The sequence below is a fragment of the Confluentibacter citreus genome (assembly GCF_002807055.1).
Classification (GTDB): domain Bacteria; phylum Bacteroidota; class Bacteroidia; order Flavobacteriales; family Flavobacteriaceae; genus Confluentibacter; species Confluentibacter citreus.
This window is the reverse complement of sequence record NZ_NIXN01000002.1, coordinates 21,376-38,764: the sequence shown is the minus strand read 5'-3', so window position 1 is coordinate 38,764 and position 17,389 is coordinate 21,376. Positions and strand designations below refer to the sequence as shown.

Sequence of the window (17,389 nt, the reverse complement as noted above, 5' to 3'; positions counted from 1 at the left end):
TAATAAAACAATCATAAATACATAAAAATAAGCTATTTACATCATTTTTTTTAATGTTACCAATTTGTTAAATAAGTTTAAAAGAAAGAAAAATATTTCGTAAAAACGCTAAATACTTACTTAAGTATTTATTTTTTAATAAGTTATGATAAAATATCCATCTATTTTTAAGGTTTAGGTTTTACAAAAAGCCCATATCATTTAAGCTAATTATATTTACTTTTGCCCCATGATACTTCAAGATACCATAGTAGCTTTAGCAACACCTTCTGGCGCAGGCGCCATTGCCATTATAAGATTATCGGGTGCAGATGCCATCCATTTTGCTGATAAACAATTTAGATCGGTTTCAGAAAAGATTTTGGCTAAACAAAAAACCCATACCATCCATTTAGGGCATATTATGGATTGCAATAAAACTATTGATGAAGTTCTGGTGTCTGTTTTTAAAAATCCGAATTCCTATACAGGTGAAGATGTGGTTGAAATTTCATGTCATGGTTCTAAGTATATTCAACAAGAAATCATTCAATTATTTTTGCGAAATGGTTGCCGAATGGCTACGGCTGGGGAGTTTACCTTACGCGCTTTTTTAAATGGAAAATTGGATTTAAGCCAAGCGGAAGCGGTAGCCGATTTAATAACAAGTGATAATGAAGCATCACATCAAATAGCCATGCAGCAAATGCGTGGCGGTTTTTCATCTGAAATCGCTAAATTAAGGGAAGAACTATTAAATTTCGCATCCTTAATTGAATTGGAATTAGATTTTGCAGAAGAAGATGTTGAGTTTGCGGACAGAACTAAATTTAAAGAGTTACTGGAACGCATCAGCTTTGTTTTAAAACGATTGATAGATTCCTTTGCTGTTGGAAATGTCATTAAAAATGGCATTCCGGTAGCGATTGTGGGCGAACCAAATGTTGGTAAATCAACACTTTTAAATGCGCTTTTAAATGAAGAAAGAGCTATCGTTTCTGAAATTGCAGGAACTACAAGAGACACTGTCGAAGATGAAATCTCCATAGGAGGGATGGGATTCCGATTTATTGATACCGCAGGCATTCGGGAAACGAAAGACGTGGTAGAAAGCATTGGTATCAAAAAAACCTTCGAAAAAATTGATCAGGCCCACGTTGTTGTTTATTTGTTTGATAGTACACAATTTAAAACATTGGGGTCGCAATTTAAGATTGAATTAGAAAAGATTAAAAATAAATATCCACAAAAACCACTTATTATACTTGCCAATAAAATAGATAAATTATCAGAAGATGACATCTCAAATCTCAAATCTCAAATCTCAAATCTTGAATTATTATCTGCGAAAGAAGGCACTGGGGTTGATGAATTAAAAGATAAACTATTAAGTTTTGTCAATACAGGGGCTTTAAGAAATAATGACACAATTATAACAAATTCAAGACATTACGATTCTTTATTAAAAGCATTGGATGAAATTGAAAAAGTTAAACATGGACTGGAATCCGGTTTATCTGGCGACTTATTAGCTATTGATATTCGACAGGCATTGTATTATTTTGGTGAAATTACTGGTGAAATTTCCAATGATGATTTACTGGGTAACATTTTTGCTAATTTTTGCATCGGCAAATAGATTAAGGTTTTTCACAATTGTTCCATTTTTATTGAAACATCCATAAACGGATTAGGGTGTTTTATAAACCCAAATCCAATTTTATAAGATTTAAAATGTTTGGACTTATTTCAGACGACTATAAACTCCAGCGATTGCCTATTTCAGAGAGTGGTTTACACGGCTCATAGTTACCTGGAACTGGGTCGTAGCTCAATACGTTTTTACCTATTTCCTCAGAAGTAAAATAAGCCCATATGGCCATCGATTTCATAGTTCTGTAAAAACCGATTGGCTTTTGTTCACCAACGGAAGCTCCCCAAACCCCAGGGTTGATTTTTCCAGAATTGGTCTCGGCTTCCTGTAATACTTTGATCTGATCTGTTTTGTTCAAATCTATAAATATATTTCCGAATGTCTTTTCGCAATCTGCATTAAAGGCGGCAATTTCTGCTCTGATAATTTCTTGCTCAGTAGCATCATAGGTTTGTGCTATTACCTTATCAATAAATATATCCACTTTTACGTCTAATGCCCCTGGTGTTTCAGTACGAGGAAGTATTATATCTACTAAAGTGGATATGGTTTTGGCTTCTTCCTCCTTTAAAAATTCAGGCTGCCAATCTAATCTGTTTTCCTTTTTGCACGATTGGAGTAGTGATAGCATAGATGGCATTAACAGGGTAGTTACCGCCAATTGGCCCGTTCGTTGTATTGCTTTTCTTCTGTCCATGCTTAAAGATTTAATTTTTTTAATTCGGAAACGGCATGGTTTGCCGCTCTAGCGGTAAGTGCCATATACGTTAATGAAGGGTTCACACATGACGATGAGGTCATGCAAGCACCGTCGGTTACAAATACGTTCTTGGCAGCATGTACCTGATTAAACCCATTTAATACGGATGTTTTTGGATCCCGACCCATACGTGCTGTACCCATTTCATGTACGCCATAACCAGGTGGATGTTCGTTATCGAAACCGAGGACATCCTTTAGGCCTACTTTTTGAAGCATTTCTAGGGCATCTTCTTGTATTTGCTTGTTTAACGCTTTTTCGTTTGCCTTGAACTCGGCATCAATAGATAACGTAGGCTGACCCCATTTATCTAAAACATTGTTATTTAAGGTTACTTGGTTATCATGATATGGCAAACACTCTGCGAAACCGGTAATGAAAAATTCCCAAGGACCTGGCTTTAAGATACTTTCCTTGAAATCAGCACCAAACGATTCTATATTAGCAGGATTGCCACCACGGAAACCACCACCTTGAAAACCGAAACCACGCAGAAATTTATCCGATTTACTGTCTTTATCAATATTCACATACCTAGGAATGTAGATGCCATTGGGTCTTCTCCCTTTATAGTACATATCATCAAAACCATCTACCTTGCCCATAGCTCCAACCCTATAGGTATGATCCATCAAATTGTGTCCTAGTTCACCACTATCATTTCCTAATCCGTTTTCGAATCTGGTCGACTTTGAATTCATTAAAATCTGTGTTGTACTCAATGTAGAGGCATTTACAAAAACAATCTTTGAATGGTATTCTATGGCCTCGTTCGTCTCGGAATCAATGATTCTTACTCCAGTTACCTTTTCTTTCTTATCATCATAAATCAACGACTGTACGATGGAATACGGCCTAATGGTCAGATTGCCCGTGGCATTCGCCGGTGGTAAGGTGACTGCGTTACTACTAAAATAGGCACCATATGGGCAGCCTCTGCTACACCTATTTCTATTCTGGCATTGTCCTCTGCCATTATGAGGCTGAGTGAGGTGCGCCACTCTACCAATAATCATATGCCTGCCTTTAAATTCTTTTTCTATCCTTTCTTTTACATGTTTTTCCACACAATTCAATTCCATAGGCGGTAGAAAATGACTATCAGGTAATTGTGGGAGTCCCAAAGCTTCACCACTGATACCTGCAAATTTTTCAACATAGGTGTACCAAGGCTCCATGTCTTTATATCTTATGGGCCAATCTACACCATTGCCATCTTTGAGGTTAGCCTCAAAGTCAAGATCGCTCCATCGGTAGGTTTGCTTTCCCCATAGCAGGGATTTGCCTCCCATTTGATGACCTCTCAGCCATAAAAAAGGTTTTGTTTCGGTATATGGATTTGCAGCATCATCTGCCCAGAAATGTTCGGTTTCCCTGTCCACCCAGCCTGACCGGATGTTTTTGTAATGCTTCTCTTTTTCCTCTGGGGTGAGTCCACCTCGTAGTTCTGTATCCCATGGATCAAGGTTCATGGTTGGATAATCAACCACATGTTCAACGATTCTTCCCCGTTCGAGGACTAAGGTTTTAAGGCCTTTTTCACAAAGTTCCTTTGCAGCCCAGCCGCCGCTGATACCAGATCCGATAACGATGGCGTCATAGACCATGTTTTTTTTTGCGTCAATGTTGAAATTTGCCATGTATTATGTATCGCTTGTGGCACTAAAATAATGAATAAAAAAGTGATTCTTAAAATTATTAAAAAAATTCCAATATGAATTATTGATAAGCCTCATTCATCCCTCAAACTCTCCACAGGGTTTTTACTTGCAGCTTTATAGGTTTGCCAACTCACAGTTAGCAAAGAAATTATTAAAGTAAACACACCAGCGAGAGCGAAAACCCACCAACTTAAATTGGTTTTATAGGCAAAATTTTCCAGCCACTTACTCATGATGTAATAAGTAATGGGAACTGCAATTACAAAGGCAATTAGCACCCACTTAACAAATTCTTTATTAAGCATGATTAGAATTTCTTTGATGGTAGCTCCATTGACTTTACGGATGCCAATTTCTTTGGTTTTACTTTCGGTTATAAATAGGCTAATCGCCACAATACCTAATAAGGAAATGAACAATACAATAACCGTAAACGCTTCTAAAAGTCGCTTTAGCTGGAGTTCTTTTTTATAAATGTCGTTATAGTCATAATCCCAAATAATATCATCCAACAGCAATAAATCTTTGCCTTTTTCTACAAAAAAGGTTTTCAAGTCACTTTCCAATTGCTTTTTATTGCCCTTAACAAACGAGGCCGACAAAGAACCATAATACCACCCATCAAAATCCCTTTCCAATACCATTAAGGGCTGGATAGGATAATACATAGGTAAGTTGTAAATATTTTTAAAAACGCCCTTGATAATATATTCGTTAGAGCCAGATTTATAAATTTCCCCTATGGGGTTTTCTAAATTTGATTTTTTTACAAACTCCTCATTAACCAAAACATCAAAAACGGTCTTGCCAAAACCCGATTCAGGTCTTTTTGATGGTTCTCTGGTTTCAGGATTTACATATGCAAAGTTTTCACCATACATGAGTTCCATGCCGTAAACCTCCAAAAATTCAGAATCCCCATACATTGATGTTGTTTCTATTGTTTCATTAGTTCTAGCATTATTTAGCTTGGCAAGATTCAAGATGGGTGTAAACGGGCCATCTGAATAAGACGTTGCTTTTATATAACTTTTAGAATCCAAAAAAGATTTCAAACTTTTATGATTAAAAGTTGAAAAACTCACGGCGTTTTCCGTATCGAAACCTAAATCTTTTGTTTGCATAAAATTTACCTGCTTTCCTAAAAACAATATGCATATAGCCAAGCCTATAAACAGGAACAACTGAAAAACAATCATGACTTTTTTTGAAAACCATGAATTCACTTTATTGATTTCTCCTTTTTCATCATCAATAAAAATTGCTTTATATGATAGAAGATACTCTAAACTCCCAGTTATAAAACCAATAAGTAGAATGATTGAAAAATAAGTGATTAATAATAGGCCATCATCTATTAAAGATAGTCGATAATCAAAACCAATAAGATCAGAAATAAGTTTTCCTATAATAGGATAACTTAGCAGTGTCAATACAAAACAAATACCAGCATTCAATAAAGATTCTACAATGAGTTGGGTATAAATAGTTGCTTTAGAAGCTCCTAAATAACGTTTTAATTTGAATTCTTTGGCACGATTTAAATTCAAGCCAAGATTCATAATGATGTAGTTTGAAGTCGCTAAAAAGAGCGTTAACAAACCAACTAAAATGATAATGTATAAAAACTGCAAATCGCCTTTTCTTTTTTGGTCGACAATATCTGTGGAATCAAAATAAATGACATCCAATCTTTGAAGATCTAACGAATAATGAGCATTAAAATTCGTTTCTTCTCCCACAACAATTCGATATGAGGATTCCATTCTTTGATAAAGAAGATTACCTGCTTTTTCAGAAAAGCTTAAACCATCTGTTAATTTTGGTGCGTAAACATATAGTGCGCCACCCACTGTTGTAACCCATGTCTCATTACTGCCATCGGTATTTGGGTTTTTATCAATGTTTTTAAAGTTGATAAAAAAATCTCCTTGGATAGTAGATGTTTGTGGAATTTCATTTAAAACACCAACAATTTGCAGTTCTATTTTTTCAGTGTTATATTCTTCGTTAACGGTGATGAGTTTACCTATTGGATTTTCTTCTTTAAAGAAATTATCTGCAATTTTCTCTGAAATTATTAATCCGTTAGGGGTGTTATCAAACTGTGTAACAGAGCCGAGTTTTAAACTAAAATCAAACAGATTGAAAAAAGAAGCATCTATATAAGAGACATTGTCTTTTAAAGAAATATCATCAAACGTTAATTTCATTATTCTATCAGGCAAGATTCTTGTGTAATCTTCAACCTCAGGCATAGTCTCTTTTAATAAAGCTCCCAAAGGTTTAGGTAAAACACTTCTTTTAATAGTATTTGTATTAGTGTTCTTTTGAACCAATCTATAAATATCCTTCCGTTTTGTATGAAAGGCATCGGTACTCACTTCCTTATATACAAAATGATAAATATGAAAAGACGCTATGATGGCGATGCTCATTCCTAAAATGGAAACCGCATATATTTTATAATTGCGCGTAATTCTTCGGATGTATTCTCTTAATATTTTGAATAGCATATCTTTTCATATTTTTATTTCTGCCAAGTATTACTCATCCCTTAAACTCTCCACCGGATTTTTACTTGCTGCCTTATAGGTTTGCCAACTCACAGTCAGCAGAGCCACCACCAAAGTAAATCCACCAGCCAAAGCAAAAACCCACCAACTTAAACTAGTTTTATAGGCAAAGTTTTCCAGCCATTTGCTCATGATGTAGTAGGTGATGGGAACCGCGATTATAAAGGCAATGATTACCCATTTCATAAAGTCTTTATTAAGCATGAGCATAATCTCATTTATGGTGGCACCGTTAACTTTACGGATGCCTATTTCTTTGGTTTTACTTTCGGTAATGAATAGGCTAATGGCTATCATGCCCAACAAGGATATAAATAATACAATGACCGTGAATGCTTCCAAAAGGCGTTTTAGCTGGAGTTCTTTTTTGTAAATATCCTTAAAGTCAACTTTAGACAGTAAATTATCCTCTATTCTGTCAAAATAAGTCATCCCATTTTTTAGATAAAGGTCTTTTAAAAATGATTTTAAATCTTTTTCATAAGTCTTATCATACGAAATCTGAAACATACCTATGGGTAAACTATTAAAACCAAAACCTATTACAACTGGTTTTATAGGTGTATATAATGATGTATTGTGTATATCTTTAAAAACACCAACAATGACAGCATTGTTAATATTGTTTGATTCGAAAACAGTTCCTAATGGACTTTTTAAATTTGCTTTATTTACAAACGTTTCACTTACCAAAACTTCAATTAAATCATTTGTTTTTTCTATAGAACCTCCAACTTGGATATAGGGAGCGTATTTTGCCGGTTTTGAAGATTTTATATTTCTACCTTGCAGTAATTTTAAGTTATAAGTTTTTAAATAGTTGGTATCCCCTCGAATGACCATGGCTTGTAATTCGTTTTGAGAGTCTTTAATTTTTACATCTTCTAAAATAAAGGAGCTGTATTGGTATAATATATCACCAATGGAAATAGCATTCACATAACTTTTGGATTTTAATTCATTTATTACAACCTCATTAAAACCATAAGGACTAATGGTAGCAACATTTTCACTATCAAATCCTAAATCTTTTGTTTCTATATAATTAATTTGTTTTTTAACAAATAAAATACACATAGTTAAACCTATAAATAAAAACAACTGGAAACCAATCATCACTTTTTTGGAAATCCATGAATGGGTCCAATTAACACCTTTTTCTTTATCTGCTGTAAAAATTGCTCTATGTGATAGTATAAATTCTAGTGTTCCAGTGATAAAACCAATGCAGATTATGATTGTTAAATAGGATAGAAGTAGCGTTTTGTCATGCCACACTGATAAATTATATTCAAATCCAATAAGATTTTTAATAAATTCATTTAGTATAGGATATGTAAGCAGTGTTAAGACAAAACAAATCAAGACATTGATTAAGGACTCTAATAGTAACTGTACATAAATGTTAAATTTTGAAGCCCCTAAATACCGTTTGGTTTTGAATTCTTTAACACGGTTTAAATTAAGACCTAAATTCATGAGGATATAATTAAATACTGCCAATAAGAGCGTTAGGAACCCTACCAGAATCAAAATATTAACAAATTGCCGTGACCCTATTTTTGTTTGGTTGGTAACATCAGCTGAATCAAAATAAATGGTGTCTAACCGTTGTGCGTCGTATTGAAAATTTGCCTTGTTTAAATTAGCTCCACCACCTCTGGACTTTTTGAACTCTTCAAATAAAACATCTGTTACTCTGTTGGTAAAGTTTTTAGTATCTGTTATGGTTGGGGCATAAACATATAAATGGGTGAACGCTACAGACCATTTGGCCTTTTCATTAATGGTAGTATAATGTACAATATTGTCTTTGGAGATATTTAAAACAAAATCCGTTTGAATTGTTGAATTTTCTGGAATATTCTCCATAACGGCAATAATTTCCAACTTTTCATTTTCTGGGTTTCCGTTCCTATTGATTTCAATAAAGTCTCCTATAGGATTTTTGTTGCCAAAAAGCTCTTTGGCTTTCTTTTCGGAAATTACAACACCATTTATATTCTCTTTAAACTTACCTACATCACCTTGTTTTAACTTAAAATCGAATATGTCGAAGAAGGAAGGGTCAGCAAACAATACTTCCTCATCTTGCTTATTATCATTAATTATTAGATAGATAATAGAGTTGGGCACAATACGGGTAAAATCATTGACTTCTGGTAAATTGTCCTTCAATAATCCTCCTAAAGAAGGATACGTCTGTACGCTTCTAGTATTGCTATTGGGATATTTAGTTACCAATCTATATATATCCTCACGCTTAGTATGAAACGCATCAACACTCAACTCTTTATATACAAAATGATATATATGAAAAGATGCAATGATGGCTATGCTCATTCCTAAAATGGAAACAGCATATATTTTATAATTGCGCGTAATTCTACGAATGTATTCCCTTAGTATTTTAAATAGCATGTCATGGTTTATTGGTAAACTGACCGATTACGATTATTGATAACCAAGTTAAAGCCTCAAAGTTTTTATCTACAATTGTGCGGACATTTCATTGATGTTTTCGGCTACTATTTTACCATCAAATAAATTTATAATTCGGTGGGCGTAATTAGCATCTCTGTCCGAGTGCGTTACCATCACAATCGTGGTGCCTTCACGGTTTAATTCGGTTAATAAATTCATGACTTCAATACCATTTTTAGAATCCAAATTTCCTGTAGGTTCATCTGCGAGGATAAGTTTAGGGTTGGCAACTACGGCACGAGCGATGGCAACACGTTGCTGTTGTCCGCCCGATAATTGCTGTGGAAAATGTTTCACTCTATGGCCGATTTTCATACGCTCTAAAACCTCTAAAACCATGCGTTTTCGTTCACTAGCGCTAATTTTTAAATAGATAAGAGGCAATTCTACGTTTTCAAAAACCGTTAACTCATCAATTAAGTTAAAGCTTTGGAAGACAAACCCAATGTTGCCTTTTCTTTGTTGTGTACGTTTACTTTCTTTTAATCCGCCAACTTTTTCACCATTAAATAAATAAGTCCCTTCGGATGGATTATCCAATAATCCTATAATATTTAAGAGGGTCGATTTACCACAACCGGATGGTCCCATAATGGCGGCAAATTCTCCTTTTTCTATGTGTAGATTGACGTCGTTTAATGCTTTTGTTTCAACTTCTTCGGTTCTGAAGATTTTTGATAGATGTTCTGTTTTAATCATAATTATTCGTTTTTATTGGTTTATATCTTCTATTCTTTTCATTATTTTCAAAATTAATCTGCTTAAAATATTCAAGAAGCAGATTGCTTCGTTGCTCTCGCAATGACAATTCATTATTTATTTCTAGGTCTATATGGTGCTTTTCATTTTTTAGGTTTTAATTCTCCCCCTTTGGGGGAGTTAGAGGGGGCTTTTACTCATCCCTCAAACTATTCACAGGATTTTGTGTTGCTGCTTGGTAACTTTGCCAGCTTACCGTTAGCAAGGCTATTATTAACGTAAATATACCAGCGAGTGCAAATACCCACCAGCTTAAATTGGTTTTATAAGCAAAATTTTCCAACCATTTATGCATGGCATAATAGGCGATTGGGGTTGCAATCAGAAATGCTATTAATACCCATTTTATAAAGTCTTTGTTGAGCATGACTAAAATGTCTTTAATGCTCGCGCCATTAACTTTGCGGATACCTATTTCTTTGCTTTTGTTATTGGAGATAAATATGATTTGTCCCCAAAGCCCCAAACACGTAATAATGACTGCAATTAGTGCAAATAAGGAACAAGCATTGGCAAGTTTTTCTTCCTTTTTGTACATGGCATTAAATTTTGAATCGTAAAATTCATATTCTAGTGGCTCGTTTGCCGTCATGTCGCCCCAAACTTTATTTATGTATTGCATAGTTTCTGCGATATTACTTGCAGACATTCTAACACTAACATTTCTATTGATGCCATATTTGATGATTAGTGGTTCTATTTTTTTATGGATGGGACCAAAATTGAAATCTTTCACGATGCCAATAATTTCCATTTCTTCTTGAAACGGTTTAATTTTTTCACCTATGGAATCTTTTAATTCAAAGGCTTTTATGGTCGCTTCATTGACGATACATTGGTTTTTATCATTTGGCAATACATTTCGCCCTTTTAAAAGTGTAATTCCCATGGTTTCCAAAAAATCATCGTCCACATCAATTTGATAAGCTTCAAAATCCCATTTAGGGTTAGATATTTTCATAGATATATCACCTAAAGTACCTCCACTTAATGCCACTTTTTTAATGGAAGGATTTTTTAGAAGTTCTGTTTTGAATGATTCAGGATCTAAAGCTTTATAAGGAACATTTATATAGAGTAGTTGGTTTTTGTTAAACCCTAAATCTTTGTGCTTAGCGTAAAATATTTGTTTTTGTATGGTTAAAACCCCGATAATTAAAAGAATACATGTAGATAATTGAAAAATGGGCAGCAAACTGCTTCTCAAGGCGCTTTTTGTTTTAAAAACACTGTTGTTTAAAAAATTCTGATAGCTGAATTTTGATAGTAGCACAAACAAAGGTATGCTAGATAAGAAAACCACAGTACCGAGTGATAATACAATTGCTGTTACAAGCGGTAATGAAAACAATGTTTGTATGGTTAATGCTTCTTCAAATAGCTGGTTGAAATAAGGTAGAGTAAACTGAACCGTTATAAGTGACAGTATGAATGCGATAACTACCCATAAAAAAACATCCGAAAGGTATTGGAAAACAATATCCTTATTGCTTGCCCCATTTACTTTTTTGATACCAATTTCCTTGATGCGTTTATATTGTAAGGACAATATATAATTGATGTAATTAATAATAGATAATAACAAAATGAATATGCCTATAATAGAAATAATTTTAACCAAGTTATAGTTACCGTGTTTATTGCCATCTATAACATCAGAATCAAAATAAATATCCTTTAAAGGTTGTAGAGTAATTTCTTTTACTGTTTTATGGTAGTTGCCAACAGACTCATTGATTGTTTTTTCCATTGATTCCTTAGCTTCATTTTCTTTTAGAAGGATGTAATGATTGGAGGTATTGAATATTTCTTCAAAAGCATATATTGAATTGAGTCTGAAATCTGGATTTTCAGAGTTGAGCAAGATTTTTCCACTAATACTTGAACCAGGAGGGAAATCTGAAATGACTGCACTTATAACGGTTTTCGCGTAAGAATCAACTTTTAGTTTTTTTCCAAGCGGATCAGTCGTTCCAAATATTTTATTTGCAGCAGATTCTGTTATGATAGAAGAATTTTTATCAGCAAATGGGTTGTTAGATATACTTTTAAGAACCTTAATGTTCAGCATATCAAACACCGAATTATTCGTCGCAATTAAACCCTCTATGTAAACTGAGGACGAGTCTGTATAGACAATAGATTGATTATTCGTGTTTATATATATTGGACATGCTTTTTCTATTGCAGGATACTTGTTTTTAAGCGTTTCATTTAGCCTGTAATCTATACTGGCATTTTTGGTTTTGGTATCGATCAGTCTGTATATTCTATCATAATTTTCATGGTACGTGTCAATAGTCAGTTCCTTATAAACAAACAAACCAATGATAAGACAAATGGAGAATCCTGCCGAAAAGCCAACAATCCCCAACAAACTAAACAGGCGATTTCTCCTTAAATCCCTAATAGCTATTTTTAAATTTTTTCTTATCATTTTCATACTTACAGAATTATTTTTTTAATGAAGCTATTTAAGAAGCATATGCTTCGCTGTACTCGCAATGACAATTCATTATTTATTTCTAGGTCTAAATCGATTTTCATTTTCTGTATTTTAATTCTCCTCCTTTGGGGGAGTTAGAGGGGGCTTTTACTCATCCCTTAAACTATCCACAGGGTTTTGGGTCGCTGCCTGATAACTTTGCCAGCTTACCGTTAATAAGGCAATTATTAAGGTAAATATGCCAGCGAGTGCAAACACCCACCAGCTTAAATTTGTTTTATAGGCAAAATTCTCTAACCATTTGCTCATGGCGTAATAAGCAATAGGGCAGGCGATTATAAATGCCACGAATACCCATTTAATAAAATCTTTGTTGAGCATGATTAAAATGTCTTTTATGTTGGCGCCGTTTACTTTACGCACGCCAATTTCCTTAATGCGGCGTTGTGTATCGTATAAGGCGATGGTAAATAAACCAATAGCTGAAATTAATAAGGCAATGATGGCAAATAGGATATAAATAATACTCAACCGTTTTTCTTTATCGTAAAGAGCCGCTATATCATCGCTTAAAAAACTGTATTTAAAGGGTTGATTGGGGTTTATATCTTTAAATAACTGATGTATATGAGCAATTGCTTCTTGATTTTGATTGTTATGAAATTGAATGAAATAATAAGATCCGCCAGCTCTAGTATAAATTATAATAAGTGGTTTTGGTTTTGATGCTAAATGTTCATAATTAAAATCTTTAATGACACCGATAATTTCAAAATTTTCCCCCCAAGATATGTTGTCGAGGATTGTAGTACGAAAATCCTTAATGCCCCAATATTTTTTAGCAGCCTCATTTATTAAAATCTTTGTATCTCTTTCGTGGTCTATTTCTTTATCAAAAAGGCGACCTTCTAATAATTCAAAACCAAAAATATCTTGGAATTCCGCTGATATCATGAAGGTGTTAAAAGTTTCAAAAACAGAGGTTTCTTGTTTGACTTTCCATTCAATTTGATATATCTCTAGAGGAGACCTTCCTAAGCCAACTGCTTTAACGCCAGGGAAAGAGGCTAATTGGTTTTTAACGTACTCCGATTTATCAAGTATTTTTTCTCTATCAGCAATCTGTTGCTTTTCATTTCCACTTTCAACAACTGGTACATTAATGGTTTCCGAATATCGTTTTACTTTCATAATGTTTTCGGTATTAAACCCTAAATCTTTGTTTAGCATTAATTGGAGTTGTTTAGAAACTATTATGGACGCTATAATAAGAATAACCGCTAGAGTGTATTGAACTACAACAATAAACTGTTTTCCTTTTAGTTGTTGTTGCTTATTTATATTTAATACTGCCGAAAGCCGATTGATACAAATCACTGGATATATTAAACCAATTCCTGTAATCAGTGTTAAAAACAACATATTAACTAATACAATCTTTAAAACAGGTGGCTTTAAGCCAGTATTCATAAAACCGTTAAAATATGGGATAACCAAATTGTAAATTACCGTTATTATAATAGCTGAAATAATAATTATTAAAATGTATTCAACTAACTTTTGATAATAGATATTCTTTTTGAAGGCTCCATTGATTTTGGATATGACTATATTCTTGATAATGGTATTAACATTAACTATTTGAAGGTTGGAGAAATTAAGAATAGAAACTAATAGTATTGCTAAAATGTATATTATCAAGATGTCTATATTATCCCTGTTTCCAGAAATAAATATTGGTAATTCCTTTATTCGATTGAAATCCTTGCTAAAATATAGGTCATTTAATTTTACTGTTTTCGTGAAAGATTCTGTTAATTGAGGGTAAACATTTGGAACATTATTATTAGAATGTTTAATCTTTTTATCAAAATTTTGTTGCTGGACTCTTTCGTTTAATTTCACGAATTCTCCGTGTTGAGCACTATACGGAACACCTGCATTGGGTATCAAAACATCAAATTTAAGGGAACTATTTGATGGTATCTTAATAATGCCTTTTACAACATGGAGACCTTGGTAAATTGTCGCCTCAAAGTCCACTTCTTTACCTATCGGGTCAGCATCTCCAAATAACTTTTTACTGAATTCCTCACTTAATATAATGGCCTCATAATCATCTAAAATGGTATTTTCATCTCCAATGGTTAATTTAAAATTTAATACTTTAAAAAAACTACTGTCAGCAACCACACTTGTTGGTATGTATGTATTGTCATTATGTTTTAACTTAACTTCATTTTTTTCGAAATATAACAACGAGGTACTATTTTTAACTTCTGGATATTCATGATAACTTCTCTTAAAGGGCATTCTCCATTCACCGCCGGGAGCAATTTTCATGGTTATCATATAAACATTGCCATGAAACTCATCCATTGTAAGTTCGTTATATACATATGAAAACAATAATGAGATACACAATGCTCCTAAGCAAAGCGTTGCAAGACTACCAGCAAATATGGTTTTGTTGGAGCGGAAGTTTCTAATGGCGAATTTTATATAGTGTCTTAGCATTTTGGTTTATGGTTGTTGTTTTATGAGATTCTTCGCTTCTCTCAGAACGACAATTCATTAATTATTTACAGATGATATTGTTTTTTATTTTTCACGTTTATAATTCTCCCCTTTTTGGGGGAGTTAGAGGGGGCCTTTTACTCATCCCTCAAACTATCCACAGGATTTTGCGTGGCAGCTTGATAACTTTGCCAGCTTACCGTTAACAAGGCAATGATTAGTGTGAAAACACCCGCCAATGCAAATACCCACCAACTCAAATTGGTTTTATAGGCAAAATTCTCTAACCATTTGCTCATGGCGTAATAGGCGATTGGGCAGGCGATTACAAACGCCACAAATACCCATTTAATAAAATCTTTGTTGAGCATGACTAATATGTCTTTGATGGTAGCACCATTTACTTTGCGAACACCAATTTCCTTAATACGGCGTTGGGTATCATATAGTGCAATGGTAAATAAACCAATAGCTGAAATTAATAAGGCGATGATGGTAAAAATGATATAAATGGTGCTTAAGCGTTTTTCCTTATCATAAAGAGCGGCAATTTCATCGCTTAAAAAGGAATACGTAAATGTTTGGTTGGGGTTTATTTCATTAAATAGCTGTTGGATTTGAGTGATGCTTTCCTGATTTTGATTATTATAGAACTGAATAAAATAATCAGCATCAGCATCTTCCCAATAGAGTATAATAAGCGGTTTTGGTGTTGATGATAAATGTTCATAATTAAAATCTTTTACTACGCCAACAATCTCATAATTTTCACCCCAAAATCTATTGTCTATTTTTACATGTTCTATGTTTTTTATGCCCCAGTATTTTTTTGCAGCTTCATTTATTATCATTTTATGTCCTCGTTCTTGGTCAATATCTTTATCAAAAAAGCGCCCCTCTAATAGCTCAAAGCCAAAAACCTCTTGGCATGTTGTTGATATGGTTAATGTATTTAAAGACTCATATTGGGCGGATTCTGCTTTGGTTTTCCAATCAATATTAAAAATATTTAACGGAGAGTTTCCTTGTCCTATGTTTTTAATACCAGAAAAAGAAGCAAGTTGTGTATTAATATACTCGGGCTTTTCCTGTGCTTTTTTTCTATATGTATCTATTTCTTCTCGACTCCAATTCATCATGTCCCTATTAAATGGAGGCGCATAATAAAGTTTCACTTGCATGACATGCTCGCTGTTAAAACCAAGGTCTTTGCTTAACATTAAATTAAGTTGGTTTGTAACAACAATGGATGAAATAACCAAAACAAAGGTTAACGCATACTGTAAAACAATAATGGATTTCTTACCCTTCAGTTTATGATTGTCACTAATTCCCTTTAGACTTTCTGTTATTAATATTCTAGAAATAGCAAACATGGGATAAATAAGTCCGATGCTGGTTATTAAAAAGAGTATGGATGCATTCATTACAAATATTTGCCATGTTGGGGGAGACAGGGGCACTTTTGTAAAGGCATTGAAATAGGGTAAAATAAGATTATACAATAGTGTAATTAGAAGGGCAGAGAGTAAAATTAAAATGATATTTTCAATAATTCTTTGATAAATTATTTGCCTTTTAAAAGCACCATTAACTTTAGATATGGCTATGTTTTTTACAATGGAATTGACATTGACTATTTGAAGATTGGTAAAGTTTAATACGGAAATTAATAAAATAACCAACATGACAATAATGAGTGTATCAATATGCTTTTTATTGCCATATTTAAGCAAAAGACGATCCTTGAGTTTTTCTAAGTCTGAATCAAAATAAATATCTTTAAATGGCATTGCCATCGTTTTACTTTCTGTAAGCTGTGGGTAAACATTAGGAACGCCATTGTTTATGGTGTCAATCTTTTTATTAAAGGCATTTTTATTAAAATCTTTTTTTGCTAGAAAATAATGGGTTAAACTACGGCTATATTTTACAACATCGTAATTACTTGGCAATATAAAGTCGAATTTCATAGAACTGTTAGAAGGGACTTCTACAATACCTTTAACAATATGAATATCTTCTCCCATTCTGCCTTTTACTACAACCTCTTTTCCTATGGGGTTTTCATCACCAAAAACTTTTTTACTAAAAGCTTCCGTTAGAATAACGGACTGGAAATCTTTAAGTATGGTATTCTTATTTCCAATCTTTAAATTAAAGTCAAATACTTTGAAAAAGCTGCTATCCACAACAATTGAAAGTGGAGTATATGTTTTATCGTCATATTTAAATTTAAGTTCATCTTCAGTAAAAGGTATTATTCCTGTAGAATGTTCTATTTCAGGATAATCCAAGGCATTGAATCTATATGGTGACTGCCACTCAGTTTGAGGGGATGTTTTCATTAAAACCATATGTATGTCTTCTACATTTTCATGAAACTCATCCATTGTAAGTTCATTGTACACATGCGAAAACAATAACGAAATACATAACGCTCCTAAACAGAGTGTGGCAAGACTACCCGCAAATATGGTTTTGTTGGAACGGAAGTTTCTAATGGCAAATTTGAAATAGTGTTTTAGCATCTTAGTTGGTTTATTATAAAAT

Annotated in this window: 9 protein-coding genes; 1 reads left to right on the top strand and 8 read right to left on the bottom strand. The window is 33.5% G+C overall.

The features are described from left to right. The first annotated feature begins 229 nt into the window (after nt 1-229). Nucleotides 230-1,618 (top strand): tRNA uridine-5-carboxymethylaminomethyl(34) synthesis GTPase MnmE, encoded by a 1,389-nt coding sequence (gene mnmE / locus CDH49_RS05900; protein WP_100614534.1) that lies wholly within the window; start codon nt 230-232, stop codon nt 1,616-1,618. Nucleotides 1,619-1,736: 118 nt separating this feature from the next. Here mnmE and CDH49_RS05895 read toward each other — a convergent pair whose 3' ends face one another. The 8 genes from CDH49_RS05895 to CDH49_RS05860 form a co-directional block, all read right to left on the bottom strand. Then, nucleotides 1,737-2,330, bottom strand: coding sequence for a gluconate 2-dehydrogenase subunit 3 family protein (locus tag CDH49_RS05895; RefSeq protein ID WP_100614533.1), 594 nt, complete (start codon nt 2,328-2,330; stop codon nt 1,737-1,739). A gap of 2 nt (nt 2,331-2,332) precedes the next feature. Beyond that, nucleotides 2,333-4,033, bottom strand: a complete 1,701-nt coding sequence (locus tag CDH49_RS05890; protein ID WP_100614532.1) for a GMC oxidoreductase — start codon at nt 4,031-4,033, stop codon at nt 2,333-2,335. Between the two features lie 92 nt (nt 4,034-4,125). After that, nucleotides 4,126-6,570: an ABC transporter permease gene (locus CDH49_RS05885; RefSeq protein ID WP_100614531.1), complete on the bottom strand. Its 2,445-nt coding sequence runs from the start codon at nt 6,568-6,570 to the stop codon at nt 4,126-4,128. Nucleotides 6,571-6,600: 30 nt separating this feature from the next. Further along, nucleotides 6,601-9,051 carry an ABC transporter permease gene (locus CDH49_RS05880; protein ID WP_100614530.1) on the bottom strand — a complete coding sequence of 817 codons (2,451 nt, stop codon included), beginning with the start codon at nt 9,049-9,051 and terminating at the stop codon, nt 6,601-6,603. A gap of 69 nt (nt 9,052-9,120) precedes the next feature. After that, nucleotides 9,121-9,813: an ABC transporter ATP-binding protein gene (locus tag CDH49_RS05875; protein WP_100614529.1), complete on the bottom strand. Its 693-nt coding sequence runs from the start codon at nt 9,811-9,813 to the stop codon at nt 9,121-9,123. A 193-nt stretch (nt 9,814-10,006) separates the two neighbouring features. Continuing rightward, nucleotides 10,007-12,316: an ABC transporter permease gene (locus CDH49_RS05870; RefSeq protein ID WP_100614528.1), complete on the bottom strand. Its 2,310-nt coding sequence runs from the start codon at nt 12,314-12,316 to the stop codon at nt 10,007-10,009. Between the two features lie 150 nt (nt 12,317-12,466). Further along, nucleotides 12,467-14,836, bottom strand: a complete 2,370-nt coding sequence (locus CDH49_RS05865) for an ABC transporter permease (protein ID WP_100614527.1) — start codon at nt 14,834-14,836, stop codon at nt 12,467-12,469. A 137-nt stretch (nt 14,837-14,973) separates the two neighbouring features. Next, on the bottom strand, nt 14,974-17,367 hold the full coding sequence (locus CDH49_RS05860) for an ABC transporter permease (RefSeq protein WP_100614526.1): 2,394 nt from the start codon (nt 17,365-17,367) through the stop codon (nt 14,974-14,976). Nucleotides 17,368-17,389 lie beyond the last annotated feature (22 nt).